We start from the raw sequence: 14,885 nt of genomic DNA, 5'->3' as shown, positions 1-14,885 counted from the left end.
TTTAAAATTAGAGGCTGCGTGCAATCACCAAGCGCTGAATATCGCTGGTGCCTTCATAAATCTGACAAATACGGGCATCGCGATAAATCCGTTCAATCGGGAAATCTTTCAGATAACCATAGCCACCAAAAATTTGTAAGGCTTTGGAGCAGACGCGTTCTGCCATTTCTGAAGCAAATAGCTTGGCCATGGAGGCTTCAGTTAAACAGGCTTCACCGGCTTCTTTCTTGCGTGCTGCAAAATGCACCAGTTGCCGTGCCGCTTCAATTTCAGTCGCCATACTGGCCAGTCGGAAGGAAATCGCCTGCTGTTCAAAAATCGGTTTGCCAAAGGCGACCCGATCATGCGCATAGGCCGTTGCTTCTTCTAAAGCGGCACGCGCCAAACCAACGGCTTGTGCGGCAATACCGATCCGCCCGCCTTCCAGATTGGCCAAGGCAATTTTTAAACCTTCGCCTTCGGCACCGAGTCTTAAACTTTCATGAATGCGGACATCGGTTAAGGCAATCTGACAGGTATCCGAAGCATGCAGGCCGAGTTTTTCTTCCACCCGAATCACTTCATAGCCAGGTGTGTCTCGCGGCACTAAAAATGCACTCATGCCTTTTTTGCCCGCAGCTGGATCAGTCATGGCAAAGACAATAATCATCCCGGCATTGTGGCCTGAGGTAATGAACTGTTTGGCGCCATTGATAATGTAATGATCGCCGTCCTTGACCGCTCGGGTTTTAATGGCAGCAGCATCCGAACCGGTATGCGGTTCGGTTAAGGCAAAGGCGCCGATCATTTCACCTTGAGCCAAAGGCTTTAAAAATTGCTGCTTTTGCTGTTCCGTACCAAATTTGAGAATCGGCACACAACCCACCGAGTTGTGCACGCTCATGATGGCGGATGTTGCACCATCAGCCGCAGCGACTTCTTCGAGGGCTAGTACATAAGCCAGCGTGCCTGTACCTGAACCGCCCCATTCTTCTGGAATCAGCATGCCCAGAAAACCCAGCTCACCCATTTGGGACAAAGTCTGTTTAGGAAATATGCCTTTTTGATCCCACTCTCCGGCAAAGGGTTTAATTTGTTCCTGGGCGAAGCTTTTGGCCATATCCTGAATCAGTTGTTGCTCTTCCGTTAATTGCATCGATTCTTCCTTCAATCTCTTTATTTAATCTTCTTATTCAATCTGTTGGCTTTGGCTGGTTATGCGGTCTTCGCTTGCTGCTTGTTGATTTCCTGATTGCGCAGTAAAAAGCGTTGAATTTTACCGCTTGGGGTTTTTGGCAATTCGGTCACAAATTCAATCAGGCGCGGATAGGCATGCGCAGACAAACGCTTTTTCACAAATTGGCCCAGCTCTTCTTCCAGATGGGTCGAAGCTGCAAAATTATTCGCCAGAATCACAAAGGCTTTGATGACTTCGGTACGTTCAGGATCTGGCACGCCAATGACTGCCGCTTCAATCACGGCATCATGTTCCAGCAAGGCACTTTCCACATCAAATGGGCCGACCCGATAGCCTGACGTTGTAATGACATCATCACTACGCCCTACAAAGCTCATACTGCCATCGGCATGAATTTCTGCGGTATCCCCAGTTAAGTAATAATGTCCGACAAATGGAGATTTACGGCTTTCTTCATAGCCAGAGAACCACATCATGGGTGATTGGCTAATATCAACTGCCAGGATGCCCGGGACGTCAGCCGCTAATTCATGACCCTGTTCATCGACAACGGCTATTCGGTAACCCGGGCTGGCAAAGCCTGCCGAACCTGAACGGACCGGATGTTCCAGCGCATGATGATTGCACACCACCATGCCAACTTCGGTCTGGCCATAATGGTCATAAATCGGCACATCCAGCACCTCTTTAAACCAGCGGATCACTTCCGGATTTAAAGGTTCACCGGCACTGCTGACGACACGTAATTTACCGCGCAGTTTTGCCATTTGAGCAGGATCGGCTGCCATCATCATGCGGTAAGCGGTCGGTGCACCAGCCAGATTGGTAATGCCATATTGCTTAACAATGTCGCAGACGCTTTCCGCATTAAAACCACCTTCATAAAACAAGGTGGAATGCCCAAGCAGCAAGGGTCCTGTAATACCGTAGTACAAGCCATAAGCCCAGCCCGGATCGGCAATATTCCAGAACGCATCTTCAGGGCTTAGGCCGATGGTATTTTGCATATAGCCAGCAAAAGCAATCAGTGCTTTTAGCGGTACTTTTAAGGGCTTGGCCGGGCCGGTGGTGCCTGAAGTAAACATCAGTAAAAATGGCTCATCCATACTGAGCATTTCCAGTTCACAGTTTTCAGCCTGGCGGTTCAACACCGTCCAGAAACTGAGATCGTGTGGATAGCGCTCTGCCTCGGTTTCAGCATGTACCGTCACAATGGCTGGACAGTGACTAATCTCGGATAATTTGTCCCGATTGGCCAAATCGGTCACCACCAGTTTGCTTTGAGCAAGTTGAATGCGATGTTCGATGGCTTTGGGGCCAAAGGCGGTAAATAAAGGCTGGTATACCGCCCCAATCCGCCAGATGGCTAAAATAGTAATGATCAGCTCGGGGGTACGCGGCAATAATCCCGAGACCCGGTCGCCTTTGCGGATTCCCTGAGATTTTAAAAAGTTGGCAAACTGGCTGGAATATTTTTTCAGCTCGCGAAAGCTATACTGTTCTTTGCGGCCATCTTTGCCGTACCAGTATAAGGCAATGGCATCGGAATCGGCATGGCGGTCACAACATTCATAACAGGCATTTACCGCCTGCGCTGACCCGGATAAAAACTGACTTGTAACCGTATTTAAATCAAAATCTTGAGCCGTTTTTTGATAATTTAGCATAGTAAACCTCAGCCTGAATTTATAGTTATTACTGACAGGGTATTTTTGATGGAGCAGATCCTTGCTCCATCATGATGATTCAATTCTTAAGCAGGTTGGGTAGTGTATTGATGCATGATGCTGGAGAAGTCCAGATGAGCATCGCCTTCCTGACACAGTTGTTGATAGAGTTTTTGTACCATGCTGCCGAGTACAATCGGCTGATCCACCTGTTGCGCAGCATCCACGGCCAGGCCCAAATCCTTGAGCATCAGCTGTGCCGCAAAACCATCGGTATAACCCCGCGATGACGGCGCATTTTCACAAATATCTGGCCATGGATTATAAATTTCAGAACTCCAGCAACGTCCGGTTGAGCTATTGATCACCCCGGCCAAGGCCTGTGGATCAATCCCCAGTTTGGCCCCGAGTGCCATCCCTTCTGCAACGGCAGTCATGGAAATACCGAGAATCAGGTTATTACAGATTTTTGCCACCTGTCCGGTTCCCACATCCCCACAATGCACCAGATTTTTGCCCATACAGCTGAGGACCGGTCTGACTGCCTCAAAGGTCGCTACATCTGCGCCGACCATAAAGGTTAAAGTGCCATCTTTGGCACCTAAAGTGCCGCCGGATACCGGTGCATCACAAACGCGAATCTGCTTGGCCTGAGCTGCTGCGGCCACTTCCTGAATGGTTTGCGGGTCAATGGTACTGCTGTCGATACATAAGCTGCCCGCTTGAAGCACTTCCAGAATACCGTGTTCACCGAGATAAACTTCACGGACATGCTTGGCTGCAGGCAGCATGCTGACCACGATCTCCGCCTGCTTTGCAGCAGCCTGTGGACTGTCGCAGACTACACCGCCCGCTTCTGCAAAATGCTGCAACGCCACTGCACTTAAGTCATAACCAAAAACCTGATGGCCTGCCTTGAGCAGATTCTGGGCCATGGAGCCGCCCATGTTGCCTAAACCAATAAATGCAATCTTCATGCTCATGCTCCTTAACGCAGACTGATCGTGGTATTGACACCTGTGGTTTCCTGGTTATCTTCAAACCAGCGGCTGGTAATGGTTTTGGTCTGGGTATAGAACTGCACCGCCTGCTTGCCATAAGGACCCAAATCGCCGAGTTTTGAACCACGGGAACCGGTAAAGCTGAAGAACGGCACAGGTACAGGAATTGGAATGTTAATGCCAACCTGACCGATATCAATCTGGTTTTGGAAAGTACGTGCCGTATTGCCATTTTGGGTAAAGAGTCCCACACCATTTCCAAATGGATTGGCATTAATCAGCTGAATGGCTTGTTCTAAAGTATCAACATGTATGATCGCCAATACTGGACCAAATACCTCTTCTTGATAAATGCGCATATCGGTCGTGATCTGATTAAAAATCGTTGGTCCGACAAAATTGCCTTTTTCATAGCCCGGAACTTGTACATCACGGCCATCAAGCAGCAGTTCAGCGCCTTGTTCAATGCCACTGTTAATTAAGTCTATGACACGCGCTTTGGCACGGGTCGAAATCACTGGCCCAACATCAGTATTTGGTTCATGGCCTGCATTAACCTTTAAAGTTTTGGTTTTATTGACCAGTTCATCGACCCAGTGCTTGGTCTCACCAACCATCACTGCCACTGAAAGTGCCATACAACGCTGTCCCGCTGCACCAAAAGCTGCACCGACTAGAGCATTTAAAGTCTGTTCCTTGTTAGCATCCGGCATTACCACGACATGGTTTTTAGCCCCCATCATCGACTGCACACGCTTGCCATATTGGCCTGCCAGGTTATAGACATGTGTACCGACCGCGGTCGAACCCACAAAAGAAATCGCTTTGATATCGCGATGGGTACACAGCAGATCAACCACTTCTTTACCACCATGCACCACATTCAGTACACCTGCAGGTACACCCGCCTGAATCGCCAGTTCAACCAGCATCATGGTCGACAACGGATCCTGTTCCGAAGGTTTTAAGACAAAAGTATTGCCGCAGACAATCGCCATCGGGAACATCCACAGTGGAATCATCGCTGGGAAGTTAAACGGCGTAATCCCTGCACAGACACCCAGTGGTTGCTGCAAGGTATAGGTATCGACACCGCGTGCTACCCCTTCAATATACTCACCCATTTGTAGTGAACCGATCGAACAGGCATGTTCCACCACTTCCAGACCGCGTTGGATATCACCTTCGGCATCGGCCAGGGTTTTACCCTGTTCCGCCGTTAGTACTTGGGCAATACTTTTTAAATTCGTACGAATCAGATCCTGCAGCTTCAGCATAATCCGCATACGGGCCTGAATCGGGGTTTGGCGCCAGCTGGCAAAGGCATTTTGTGCGGCAGCAATCGCGGCATTGACTTCTTCAGCAGTGGCAAAAGGCACCTGACCCAAAACTTCTTGAGTGGCTGGATTGATAATATCTTGCCAATGACTGGTTTTTGATTCGACAAATTCACCATTAATGAGGAGTTTTGCGGTGGTGAATCCGATACTTTGCTGTGGATGATGAATGGCGTTCATGGTCGCTCCGTGCTGGTTTGTTATTGTCGTTGTATCTGCCTTTACTGGCTTTATTCGGCGTATTATTTTTACGCTGTTTCTGCAGACTAACAAAGAACACTTTGACCACCAATAGAAATTGGTGCACGATGATTGTGCAAATTTGCACAGGCATTTAACAGGATGTTAAATAAAAAATGAAAGTGGATTGGGATCATTTACGTTTCTTTTTGGTTTTAGCACGTGCTAAAACACTCACCAATGCAGCACGCTTGATTGGGGTGGAACACAGTACCGTGGCACGGAGGATTCAGGCTCTGGAAAACACCTTGGGTACTCAACTGTTTAAACGCGAAGCGACAGGTTATGAACTGACATCGGAAGGCTTGGCACTGGTACCACGTGTGGAACAGATGGAGCAGTCCTTTATCCAGATTGACAAACGTCATGACCCTTTACACGGTCGGGTCCGGATTGGTGCGCCAGAAGGCTTTGGAACTGCATTTTTAGCGCGGTTACTGGCCGAGTTTTCTCAGCATTATCCATCCTTAACCATTGATTTAATTCCGGTTCCTAAGACCATTAAATTGTCACATCGTGAAGCCGATATTGTGATCGCGATTGACCGGCCCAAATCTGGGCCCTATATCATTACCCGTCTCTCGAATTACTGTTTAAAGCTGTATGGCAGTAAAAAGTATTTACAACAAAATCCCCCAATTAAGCGGGTAGAAGATTTAACACAGCACCGTTTTGTCGATTATATTGATGATCTGGTCTATAGCGCTGCGTTGTATTCGCTGGAACGTCTCCCCTTGCAATTGACTGCCTGTTTTCGCAGTAACAGTATTCTGGCCCAGCAAATTGCGGTCAGTGCGGGTGCCGGACTGGCGATTTTACCGCGATTTATTGCCCAGGATAAACCTGAACTTGAAGAGGTACTCAGTGAGCAGGTGAATTTTGCACACACTTTCTGGATGCTAACCTTAGTTGATTTACAACATGAACCCCGGATTAAACTGGTCTGGGATTTTTTGCGTAAACAGGCAGATATTCAGCAAGCAGTTTTAATGGGCAGATAAATAATTTTTTGATCTTTAGATGACTTTTTTCTTTGTAAGTTGATTCAATCTGTATTGAGTTGAATCAACTTAAGCCATAACGTATCAATACAGCAAATAAACCTATAAGAACATTTTTCAAGCTGTGTACTTGCTAAATTAACAGCCGATGACTTGAATAATTTTTAGGAAAATACAGGAAAATAATATGAAAGTACTGATTGTTCTGACTTCACATGACACGCTTGGTAATACCGGTAAGAAAACCGGCTTCTGGTTGGAAGAGCTGGCTGCGCCTTATTATGCGTTTATCGATGCCGGTGCAGAAGTTACATTAGTCTCTCCTAAAGGGGGGCAGCCGCCGTTAGACCCAAAAAGTAATGAAAAAGATGCGCAAACTGAAACCACTCATCGTTTCGAAGCGGATACATCTGCCATGCAAGCGTTGGCGAATACCCAGAAACTAAGTGAAATTTCTATTTCCGATTTTGATGCAGTATTTTATCCAGGTGGACATGGGCCTTTATGGGATCTGGCAAAAGATCCTGATTCAATCGCACTAATTGAGCAATCCTTAGAGTCGAATAAACCGGTGGCTTTGGTTTGTCATGCGCCCGGCGTACTACGTCATGTGAAAAGCAGTGATAACCAACCCATTGTAAAAGGCAAGTCAGTCACAGGCTTTAGCAATACTGAAGAAGATGCTGTAGGTCTGACCGAAATTGTTCCTTTTTTGGTCGAAGACATGCTCAAGGAAAATGGTGGACAATATTCCAAGGCAGAGGATTGGCAGGTTCATGTACAGCAAGATGGCTTACTCATTACAGGACAAAATCCGACATCTTCTGCTGCGACAGCAGAAGCACTGTTAAAATTACTCCAATTAAGGAGGTAGTCAAGTTTACAAACAAGCTTTTTAAACTATCTCATTTTTGATTGCTATGCAGAAGATCAGTTCAGATTCATCCGCATAGGAATTGGCGAACAGTTCATGCACTTCTTTTAGACTGTGTCTATGCGTATAGTCTGTAAATCGGTATTCACGCCAATAGCTTAGACAGAGAAGAACCTGATCTTCCAAGCTAAGCTTGGGTGGTCTGCCTTTTGCGGGAACGTGCATTTTCAATTGCTCAATCATTAAAGAGGAGGTTGACCATAAGATGCCAGTATATCGCTTGAAATGTGTGTCAGAAAGCTTCTTTGAATCGATGTATTTCATCGCAGATTATGCACGAATGCAAAAAAACTGAGGTACAAATAATTAGTCAAAAAGATGGTCGCTTTTTGATTTATGAAAGATATTTATTGAAGCATTGATAATTTTCTCATGCATTGTGTTATTTAATGTTTGCTCCATCTAACTCCCTCGCATAAAGCTCCTAATATATTTTAAGCATTTAAAAAATAGTGGAGCAGAAAGAATATGTATAAATATCCCAAAAGCCCATCAATAGAAGTCCAAGCCCATCAACCGGGTATTCAATCGCAAATGCATCCTCAACCAGAAGTCATCAAACCCAATTATCAAGGAAGCAATAAATTAAAAGACAAAATTGCCCTGATCACCGGCGGTGATAGCGGTATTGGCAGATCAATCGCAGTGTTGTTTGCACGCGAAGGTGCAGATATTGCGATCTGCTATTTGGAAGAAGATAAAGATGCCGAAGAAACCAAGAGAATGGTAGAAAAAGAAGGTCGCCGTTGCCTGTTGTTGAAATGCGATTTACAGCATCACGATGAAATAAGCATGATAGTCGAAAAAACACTTCAAAAATTTAAAACAATCAATATCTTAATTAACAATGCCGGCGTGCAATATCCGCAAAAATATATTACTGACATCAACACCCAACAACTTTTTAAAACTTTTGAAATCAATATTTTATCCATGTTTTACTTAACTCAAATGGTGATTCCTTATATGACCCAAGGTGATTCAATCATCAATACCAGCAGTATCACCAGTTATCATGGCCATGACCTGCTGATTGACTATGCCAGTACCAAAGGCGCGATTACGTCATTTACCCGCAGCCTATCCACAAATTTATTGAAAAATAAAACCGGGATTCGGGTCAATGCAGTAGCGCCGGGTCCGATCTGGACGCCTCTCATTCCAAGCAGTTTTGATGAAGAGCAATTAAAAGATTTTGGTAAAAAAACGCCCATGGGACGAATGGGACAACCCAGCGAAGTCGCTCCAGCTTATTTATTTCTTGCTTCGGATGAAGCCAGTTATATTTCAGGTCAAGTCATTCATGTTAATGGCGGTACGATTATTAATGGCTAAACCATTTAAACAGTAAACTTCTTGCATAAATAATTTTTAATCAATTTTTAATCAATTTTTATTAGCAATGAAAATTCCCTCTCCTTGTTAAGGATGAGCGTAATTACGCGCAAGAGGGAGAGGTTTCTATGAAAAAAAGCCCCTCATCCTAGCCTTCTCCCAATGGGAGAAGGAACTTCCCAATTTAATTTCATTACTTTCTAATGATCATTTTTTGATTTATGAAAGAGGTGTAGTGAGAACGCTTTGAATCATTTGAATCATTTGAATCATTTGAATCATTTGAATCATTTGAATCATTTGAATCATTTGAATCATTTGAATCATTTGAATCATTTGAATCATTTGAATCATTTGAATCATTTGAATCATTTGAATCATTTGAATCATTTGAATCATTTGAATCAAATCCCACACCAAAGCTCGACATATTATTACCCAGCATAAATTTTTTTTTGCTTAAATGAACAAAGCTGTAAATCTAAAGAGGGATACATTATGCCTAGAGGCGATAAATCAGCTTATACAGAGAAGCAGAAGCGGCAAGCGAAACATATTGAGGACAGTGAAAAAGAACGTGGACTTTCCCAAGATGATGCGGAACGCATTGCTTGGGCTACCGTAAATAAGCAAGATGGTGGCGGCAAGAAAAAAAGACACCATTAAAGATTATGATCCTGCAATTTCATAAAGCTCTCTTAAGAGGGCTTTATTTGATTCATTGGCACATCTAGCCGAACTATTTTACCGCTTGTCGGATAATGTCATTACAAAAAAATATAACAGCATGATTATCATTGGCTTTTAAGATATGTGCTTTTGCTGTTCACAATTTTTAAAAGTGTCAATGAATCTGCTCCTTTAAAATCCTAATTTACCCGTGAAAGGGGTGAATACCATGACACTCTATTGCATAAAAAAAAATCAAAGCTTTCTCGCTTATCGAGATCAATTTGATGACTGCCATAATTGGCAAATGTCGGATCTGGATTTGGCCTTTGCCAGCCCCTGGTATTGGTCAATTGATATAAATATGGCAAAAATTTTCATTACTCAAACTGAAGCCGAAACTTTTCTAAGCACACATTATGGAGAGTTATTTATCCATGCCGAAATAGACTTGTATAAATATGAATATGACTCACCTTAATTTAGACCAAGCATATTGATCTGACCGAGTGCTTTATTCACTGGCTGCTCAGTTTGCGTCCAGACTTGTTCGCACCTTAAAACAGCGTATTACTGGTTTTAATATGAATGGTGCTAAATTTGTAAGATTAATCATGAGGAGGAATCTTTTTTGCTGTAATGATGATCAAGAAAAAATTTAGAGACAGCTCCATGTGCGCAAATTTTGAAGCAATTAAAAGAAATAGAGCATTTCTTCTCGGCCTTTCCGAGCCTCAATTTGAATATCCTGATCATATTTACCCATTATATGATGCTCCAATTTTAATGCATGGTGCAGATCAACCTGAATGGGATGTTGCCAAATTTGGTCTTATTCCTTTTTGGGCAAAAGAATTGAAATATGCTCGTCACACCTATAATGCCAGGACTGAAACCGTGGCAAGCAAACCCAGTTTTCGTCATGCATGGCATAAGAATCAGTTTGCCTTGGTACCTGTCGATGCCATCTTCGAGCCCAAATATATAGATGGCAAACCGCACTGGTATGCGATTTTCCGCAAAGATGGACTGCCCTTTACCCTCGCCGCCATTTATGAAAATGCAGTCATTGAGAATAAACCGGTTCGATCCATGAGCCTGTTAACGATCAATGCTGACCATCATCCTTTTATGAAGCAATTTCACACACCCAAAGATGAAAAGCGCTCGGTCATCGTCATTCCAGAAAATGCCAGGATAGATTGGTTAAATAGCAACTATGATCAAGCAAATCAATTCTTCTTTGAAATGCAGGATGAATATCTTGCTGTACCCAAAAATCGTACAGCAGCAACTTAATTGTAATATTTATTATTTGCTCGTAGCGCAGCATTGCTGTTGTTTAAAATGATAAAAAAACAAGCTGTGCCATTTTTAATTCAGGATTGATCTACATATATAAAACATAAAAATAATCAATAAGGAAAAGGATTAAATATTAAATTCTGCTGCATTTTTTTAAACAGCTATAACGCAAAAATTTCTTTCTAAAGCATGATATTTATGCACTAAAGTAAAGTTGCTTAAAGATTTGTTCCCTTTTGCATATATATAGCGCCAAAAATTGGAGAATACCTTAAATTAGAGGGTGCAAGATTACCGCTATACAGGAGAGGTATGAAATGGCTACTATCAATGTAAATGACATTACTAAACATGCTGACGTAATTGCCGTAGATGGTAAAAAAGTAGGAACAGTAGATCACCTTCAAGGCACAGATCAAATCAAGTTAACAAGAAATGAAGAAGGTAGTCATCACCTTATTCCACTTTCATGGGTGAGTGAAATTAAAGAAAATCAGGTTATGCTCAATGTAGATTCTGAAGAAGTCAAAAGTCATTGGGTTGCGGCTTAAGCAAGGCAAAACACTACCGTATAAGCCCTTTCTTCGATATGGAGGGGCTTATTTAAACTTGATAAGTTAAAATAATTTGTGCTGAATCATTCCATTTCATTACAACAAATACTAAATATTAAAAATACTCATTTTTATTTTAAAGGCATTATTTTAGTTATATTCATTATGCTACATTTTATATTTAAACTTCTTATTAAAGAAAACACACGAATCTATTTATTTAAAATGTTCTTTGCATACCCAAACTTCACCATCTATACGTACCCGATCTGGCCCGATCAGGTCTAATCTTTTACCATAATAATTGGTCAGATTGAGAAAATTTCCATTCTTATCGTAATTTGCCCATATACCTCTCTGAATATCCGGGCTATCGAGTTTATAGAATGTCACTAATTTCTGTGGATATGTGGTTGCTGTATTCATTATTTATTTCACCTGACCTTGTTAATTAGCAAAATAAGGTACATCTTCTTCAATAAAAAATACCTCACCCGTAGAATTCAAAATCCATTGATTAGTACCCATAATTTTTGTCAATTGTTCTTGCGATGAGTTATATACATTTACCAAATGATTTTCCTCATCATATTCACCGGTATAAATTACGGTGGGCGATGTATCAAAATCCTCATTCATTTTATGAGCTTTTACAGGTCTGATATTCATACTTAACTCCTTTCCTGCTTAAAGGGGCTTTCCCCCCTTTAAACATCTTACTGACCATAACAGTAAATCCTGATTTATTTTTCATTTTGAGACTGCTTTCCAGAATCTTTTTGCTGATTATGTTTGTGGTCTTGCTGTGGTAAATGATGGGGTTGTTTTATCGGTTGATTCCTTTGATTCATATCTGTTTGATTTTGAGGTTGAGACTTAGACATAACACTATTCCTTTTGACATTATTTAAAGATAATCAACAGCCTAATTATTAATGACAATATCAGCATATACCTAAGTTAACCAAATAAAAACAATCATGATGTATCAAAATATAATATTTTAATAAAATTATACTTATAAAATTCAACATCTTTATTAAATAATAATCCAACCTATGTATTAAATAAGTTCTTAATGCTTTATTTTTATTAAAAAAACATATTTTATTCAAACATATACACTATATTTAGTATTATTTTTATTTTTTAAATAATATTTATTTCACAAAATTTAAAATAATATGAATACATAAATAATACATATAAACAAATTACACATATTCAACAGCTTATTTATAAGAAGGTCTTATTATTCAATTAAAAACAAAATATGACCAAAAAATCAATCTCTCCTTAATATATCCAGACTACAAATTTCAATAATTTCATTATTAAGTACTTCTGATCAGACTATCAGCTTCTCCCCTTAAACACAGGCTAAAGGGCAATTCCAGTTTAAAAAATTAACTTTGTTCAATTGTAAAAAGCCCTATCTTCAAGATAGGGCTTTTTACGAGCAATAGTGGATTGAAAATGGCGTTGCTTAAGCAGGAACTGTGTCGGCAATGGCTTCGCGTGACCAGATCCGATGATGGCGGATCAGGGTTTTAAACTGTTCTTGCACAGATGCAAAATCCTCTGCATTTAAAGTCCCTTCATCATGCGGCAATTTAAGCTCATGTAAAAGTTTTTGCTTATCTCCTAACAACACAATTGGCTTCAGGTGCTTATAGGCCTCCAGAAGATAGTGTTTTATCACCCCATCTTTTAGCGCTTGCGGGTAATTATCACCATCGACAATCACGACTGCATCATAAGCAATGGAAGGTTCTGCTTTTTGCATACCATTCGAGGCAACTTGAGCCTGTTGTTGATTCATCACAGGACCTGGCGTTGGAGTCAATATGTGAGCCACGGCTTTTTCAGCTGTAGCCCATTGTTGAATCGCATCGATACTGGCTTGATTAACCTGATCATGCACCAGTACTGCAATTTTTTTAGCTTTAATATCCTCAGGAACAAATGCTGTCATAGAAAGACGTGCCGATTTTTCTACCGAGGAAGATTTTGCCGGATTTTGTGGTGCAGCGACTTCTATACCCAAGTTTTTACCGACCTGTTGCGCCAGATCCAGATCGATATTGGCCAATACTTCTTGCACTTCACGTTGGCGGATATGTGGACGTTGCACTTTACTCAATTCGAAAGTATAGGCATCCACCACGTGTTTTTGTTCATGCGCTGCCAAGCTCTGGTAATACAGTCGGGCTTGCGAGAAATGATCTGAAAAAGATTCACTGCGCTGGCGAATTTTTTTACCATCTATACGTTCCTGGTAGCTCTCAAAACCGCCGTCCTGTACCGCGGCTGGCGTTTCCACTGGCCAGTTGTTATCAATCGAATTGGGTTGATAGGATGCCTGGCCGCGATGAATATAAGTTTGATGCATGGCATCACGCTGGTTGTTATGAAAAGGGCAAACCGGTTTATTAATCGGCAATTGATGAAAGTTCGGGCCACCCAAGCGGCTCAACTGGGTGTCGGTATAAGAAAATAAACGTGCCTGCAATAAAGGGTCATTGGTGAAATCTATACCCGGTACAATATGTGCAGGACAAAAGGCCACCTGTTCAATTTCTGCAAAGAAATTATCGACATTACGGTTCAGTACAAACTTGCCAATAGGCGTGACCGGAACCAGTTCTTCCGGAATGATTTTTGTAGGATCGAGCAAATCGAACTCGAACTTCATTTCATCTTCTTCAGCGACAATTTGAATGCCCAGCTCCCACTCCGGATAATTCCCCGACTCAATCGCTTCATATAAATCTCGGCGATGAAAATCAGGGTCTTTACCAGACAGCTTTTGTGCTTCATCCCAAACCAGTTGGCTTAAACCTTGTTTCGGTGTCCAGTGAAATTTGACAAATATGGCTTTGCCTTGCGCATTAATCAAACGGAAGGTATGTACCCCAAAACCTTGAATTGAGCGTAAATTACGTGGAATGGCACGATCCGACATTGCCCACATCACCGTATGGGCAGACTCCGGTACCAAGGAGACAAAATCCCAGAAAGTATCATGGGCTGACCCTCCGGTTGGCACTTCAGTATGCGGTTCGGGTTTCACGGCATGCACAAAATCTGGAAATTTAATGCCATCTTGCACAAAGAAAACCGGAACATTATTGCCGACCAAATCGTAATTACCTTCCTGAGTATAAAATTTAATGGCAAAACCCCGGATATCCCGCACGGTATCCGCAGACCCGCGAGGGCCTTGTACAGTGGAAAAACGTACAAAAATTGGCGTCTGTGTAGTGGAATCGGTCAAAAAGCCGGCTTTGGTATATTGTTCATTGCCCGGATAAGCCTGAAAATAACCATGTGCCCCTACACCACGTGCATGCACAATGCGCTCTGGGATACGTTCGTGATCAAAATGCGTGATTTTTTCTCTTAAGATAAAATCTTCCAGTAAGGTGGAACCCCTTACACCTGCCCTTAAACTGTTCTGATTGTCTGCAATCTTTACGCCTTGATTGGTGGTCAATGCATGATCAGTAGCGTCACTGCGTGAAGCATCTAACTGTTGTGTTTTTGCACTTTCATTTTGCTTGTCTAAAGCATCAGTGCCTGCGACTTCACTTTGTTTAGCTTTATGATTCATATTCGTACCTCGTTTTCAATTAAATTAAAAAATGTTGGATAAAATGAATGCG

16 protein-coding genes are annotated in these 14,885 nt (G+C 42.2%); 7 read left to right on the top strand and 9 right to left on the bottom strand.

Annotated features, from left to right (window positions below):
- Nucleotides 1-7: 7 nt before the first annotated feature.
- From B9T26_RS01630 to B9T26_RS01615, 4 genes are all read right to left on the bottom strand, one after another.
- Nucleotides 8-1,135: an acyl-CoA dehydrogenase family protein gene (locus B9T26_RS01630; RefSeq protein WP_086198075.1), complete on the bottom strand. Its 1,128-nt coding sequence runs from the start codon at nucleotides 1,133-1,135 to the stop codon at nucleotides 8-10.
- A 59-nt stretch (nucleotides 1,136-1,194) separates the two neighbouring features.
- A complete protein-coding gene (locus B9T26_RS01625) occupies nucleotides 1,195-2,844 on the bottom strand; it encodes an AMP-binding protein (protein ID WP_086198074.1) in 1,650 nt (549 codons plus the stop codon).
- Nucleotides 2,845-2,930: 86 nt separating this feature from the next.
- Entirely contained in the window at nucleotides 2,931-3,821 is an 891-nt protein-coding gene (gene mmsB, locus B9T26_RS01620; RefSeq protein ID WP_086198073.1) for a 3-hydroxyisobutyrate dehydrogenase, read from the bottom strand.
- An 11-nt stretch (nucleotides 3,822-3,832) separates the two neighbouring features.
- Nucleotides 3,833-5,362 carry a CoA-acylating methylmalonate-semialdehyde dehydrogenase gene (locus B9T26_RS01615; protein ID WP_086198072.1) on the bottom strand — a complete coding sequence of 510 codons (1,530 nt, stop codon included), beginning with the start codon at nucleotides 5,360-5,362 and terminating at the stop codon, nucleotides 3,833-3,835.
- Nucleotides 5,363-5,538: 176 nt separating this feature from the next.
- Here B9T26_RS01615 and B9T26_RS01610 point away from each other — a divergent pair, with 176 nt between their 5' ends.
- The 3 genes from B9T26_RS01610 (at nucleotide 5,539) to B9T26_RS01595 (ending at nucleotide 8,692) form a co-directional block, all read left to right on the top strand.
- Nucleotides 5,539-6,423 carry a LysR family transcriptional regulator gene (locus tag B9T26_RS01610; RefSeq protein ID WP_086198071.1) on the top strand — a complete coding sequence of 295 codons (885 nt, stop codon included), beginning with the start codon at nucleotides 5,539-5,541 and terminating at the stop codon, nucleotides 6,421-6,423.
- Between the two features lie 187 nt (nucleotides 6,424-6,610).
- Nucleotides 6,611-7,297 (top strand): type 1 glutamine amidotransferase domain-containing protein, encoded by a 687-nt coding sequence (locus B9T26_RS01605; RefSeq protein ID WP_086198070.1) that lies wholly within the window; start codon nucleotides 6,611-6,613, stop codon nucleotides 7,295-7,297.
- A 528-nt stretch (nucleotides 7,298-7,825) separates the two neighbouring features.
- Nucleotides 7,826-8,692, top strand: coding sequence for a glucose 1-dehydrogenase (locus B9T26_RS01595; protein WP_086198069.1), 867 nt, complete (start codon nucleotides 7,826-7,828; stop codon nucleotides 8,690-8,692).
- A 193-nt stretch (nucleotides 8,693-8,885) separates the two neighbouring features.
- Here B9T26_RS01595 and B9T26_RS15605 read toward each other — a convergent pair whose 3' ends face one another.
- The gene (locus tag B9T26_RS15605; protein WP_171262911.1) at nucleotides 8,886-9,137 is read right to left on the bottom strand and encodes a hypothetical protein; all 252 of its coding nucleotides are present in this window, start codon (nucleotides 9,135-9,137) and stop codon (nucleotides 8,886-8,888) included.
- Nucleotides 9,138-9,190: 53 nt separating this feature from the next.
- Between B9T26_RS15605 and B9T26_RS15600 the strand changes: the two genes are divergently transcribed.
- The 4 genes from B9T26_RS15600 to B9T26_RS01570 all read left to right on the top strand — a co-directional run bounded on the left by B9T26_RS15600 (nucleotide 9,191) and on the right by B9T26_RS01570 (nucleotide 11,217).
- Entirely contained in the window at nucleotides 9,191-9,358 is a 168-nt protein-coding gene (locus tag B9T26_RS15600) for a hypothetical protein (RefSeq protein ID WP_086198068.1), read from the top strand.
- A 223-nt stretch (nucleotides 9,359-9,581) separates the two neighbouring features.
- Nucleotides 9,582-9,842: a hypothetical protein gene (locus B9T26_RS01580; protein WP_143222983.1), complete on the top strand. Its 261-nt coding sequence runs from the start codon at nucleotides 9,582-9,584 to the stop codon at nucleotides 9,840-9,842.
- A gap of 191 nt (nucleotides 9,843-10,033) precedes the next feature.
- On the top strand, nucleotides 10,034-10,660 hold the full coding sequence (locus B9T26_RS01575) for an SOS response-associated peptidase (RefSeq protein WP_086198066.1): 627 nt from the start codon (nucleotides 10,034-10,036) through the stop codon (nucleotides 10,658-10,660).
- A gap of 323 nt (nucleotides 10,661-10,983) precedes the next feature.
- On the top strand, nucleotides 10,984-11,217 hold the full coding sequence (locus B9T26_RS01570; protein ID WP_086198065.1) for a DUF2171 domain-containing protein: 234 nt from the start codon (nucleotides 10,984-10,986) through the stop codon (nucleotides 11,215-11,217).
- Nucleotides 11,218-11,436: 219 nt separating this feature from the next.
- On the opposite strand, the gene B9T26_RS01565 is transcribed toward B9T26_RS01570, so the two are convergent.
- The 4 genes from B9T26_RS01565 to katE form a co-directional block, all read right to left on the bottom strand.
- Entirely contained in the window at nucleotides 11,437-11,646 is a 210-nt protein-coding gene (locus tag B9T26_RS01565) for a hypothetical protein (protein ID WP_086175161.1), read from the bottom strand.
- Between the two features lie 21 nt (nucleotides 11,647-11,667).
- Nucleotides 11,668-11,889 carry a hypothetical protein gene (locus B9T26_RS01560; protein ID WP_086198064.1) on the bottom strand — a complete coding sequence of 74 codons (222 nt, stop codon included), beginning with the start codon at nucleotides 11,887-11,889 and terminating at the stop codon, nucleotides 11,668-11,670.
- 74 nt (nucleotides 11,890-11,963) lie between these two features.
- Nucleotides 11,964-12,104, bottom strand: coding sequence for a hypothetical protein (locus B9T26_RS15595; protein ID WP_171262910.1), 141 nt, complete (start codon nucleotides 12,102-12,104; stop codon nucleotides 11,964-11,966).
- 602 nt (nucleotides 12,105-12,706) lie between these two features.
- Nucleotides 12,707-14,833: a catalase HPII gene (gene katE / locus B9T26_RS01555; protein ID WP_086198063.1), complete on the bottom strand. Its 2,127-nt coding sequence runs from the start codon at nucleotides 14,831-14,833 to the stop codon at nucleotides 12,707-12,709.
- Nucleotides 14,834-14,885 lie beyond the last annotated feature (52 nt).

Origin of the sequence: Acinetobacter sp. ANC 4169, assembly GCF_002135355.1 — a bacterium.
In the GTDB taxonomy this organism is placed as follows: domain Bacteria; phylum Pseudomonadota; class Gammaproteobacteria; order Pseudomonadales; family Moraxellaceae; genus Acinetobacter.
Note: the sequence above shows the minus strand (reverse complement) of the source record. Positions and strands in the feature narration are given on the sequence as shown.

What these genes read in the sequence shown, in the direction of transcription:
- katE (WP_086198063.1), bottom strand. Translation starts at nt 14,833, where the DNA reads ATGAATCATAAAGCTAAACAAAGTGAAGTCGCAGGCACTGATGCTTTA.
- B9T26_RS01605 (WP_086198070.1), top strand. Translation starts at nt 6,611, where the DNA reads ATGAAAGTACTGATTGTTCTGACTTCACATGACACGCTTGGTAATACC.
- B9T26_RS01625 (WP_086198074.1), bottom strand. Translation starts at nt 2,844, where the DNA reads ATGCTAAATTATCAAAAAACGGCTCAAGATTTTGATTTAAATACGGTT.
- B9T26_RS01630 (WP_086198075.1), bottom strand. Translation starts at nt 1,135, where the DNA reads ATGCAATTAACGGAAGAGCAACAACTGATTCAGGATATGGCCAAAAGC.
- B9T26_RS01610 (WP_086198071.1), top strand. Translation starts at nt 5,539, where the DNA reads ATGAAAGTGGATTGGGATCATTTACGTTTCTTTTTGGTTTTAGCACGT.
- B9T26_RS01560 (WP_086198064.1), bottom strand. Translation starts at nt 11,889, where the DNA reads ATGAATATCAGACCTGTAAAAGCTCATAAAATGAATGAGGATTTTGAT.
- B9T26_RS01565 (WP_086175161.1), bottom strand. Translation starts at nt 11,646, where the DNA reads ATGAATACAGCAACCACATATCCACAGAAATTAGTGACATTCTATAAA.
- B9T26_RS01595 (WP_086198069.1), top strand. Translation starts at nt 7,826, where the DNA reads ATGTATAAATATCCCAAAAGCCCATCAATAGAAGTCCAAGCCCATCAA.
- B9T26_RS01615 (WP_086198072.1), bottom strand. Translation starts at nt 5,362, where the DNA reads ATGAACGCCATTCATCATCCACAGCAAAGTATCGGATTCACCACCGCA.
- B9T26_RS01575 (WP_086198066.1), top strand. Translation starts at nt 10,034, where the DNA reads ATGTGCGCAAATTTTGAAGCAATTAAAAGAAATAGAGCATTTCTTCTC.
- B9T26_RS01570 (WP_086198065.1), top strand. Translation starts at nt 10,984, where the DNA reads ATGGCTACTATCAATGTAAATGACATTACTAAACATGCTGACGTAATT.
- mmsB (WP_086198073.1), bottom strand. Translation starts at nt 3,821, where the DNA reads ATGAAGATTGCATTTATTGGTTTAGGCAACATGGGCGGCTCCATGGCC.
- B9T26_RS15605 (WP_171262911.1), bottom strand. Translation starts at nt 9,137, where the DNA reads ATGCTGGGTAATAATATGTCGAGCTTTGGTGTGGGATTTGATTCAAAT.
- B9T26_RS15600 (WP_086198068.1), top strand. Translation starts at nt 9,191, where the DNA reads ATGCCTAGAGGCGATAAATCAGCTTATACAGAGAAGCAGAAGCGGCAA.
- B9T26_RS15595 (WP_171262910.1), bottom strand. Translation starts at nt 12,104, where the DNA reads ATGTCTAAGTCTCAACCTCAAAATCAAACAGATATGAATCAAAGGAAT.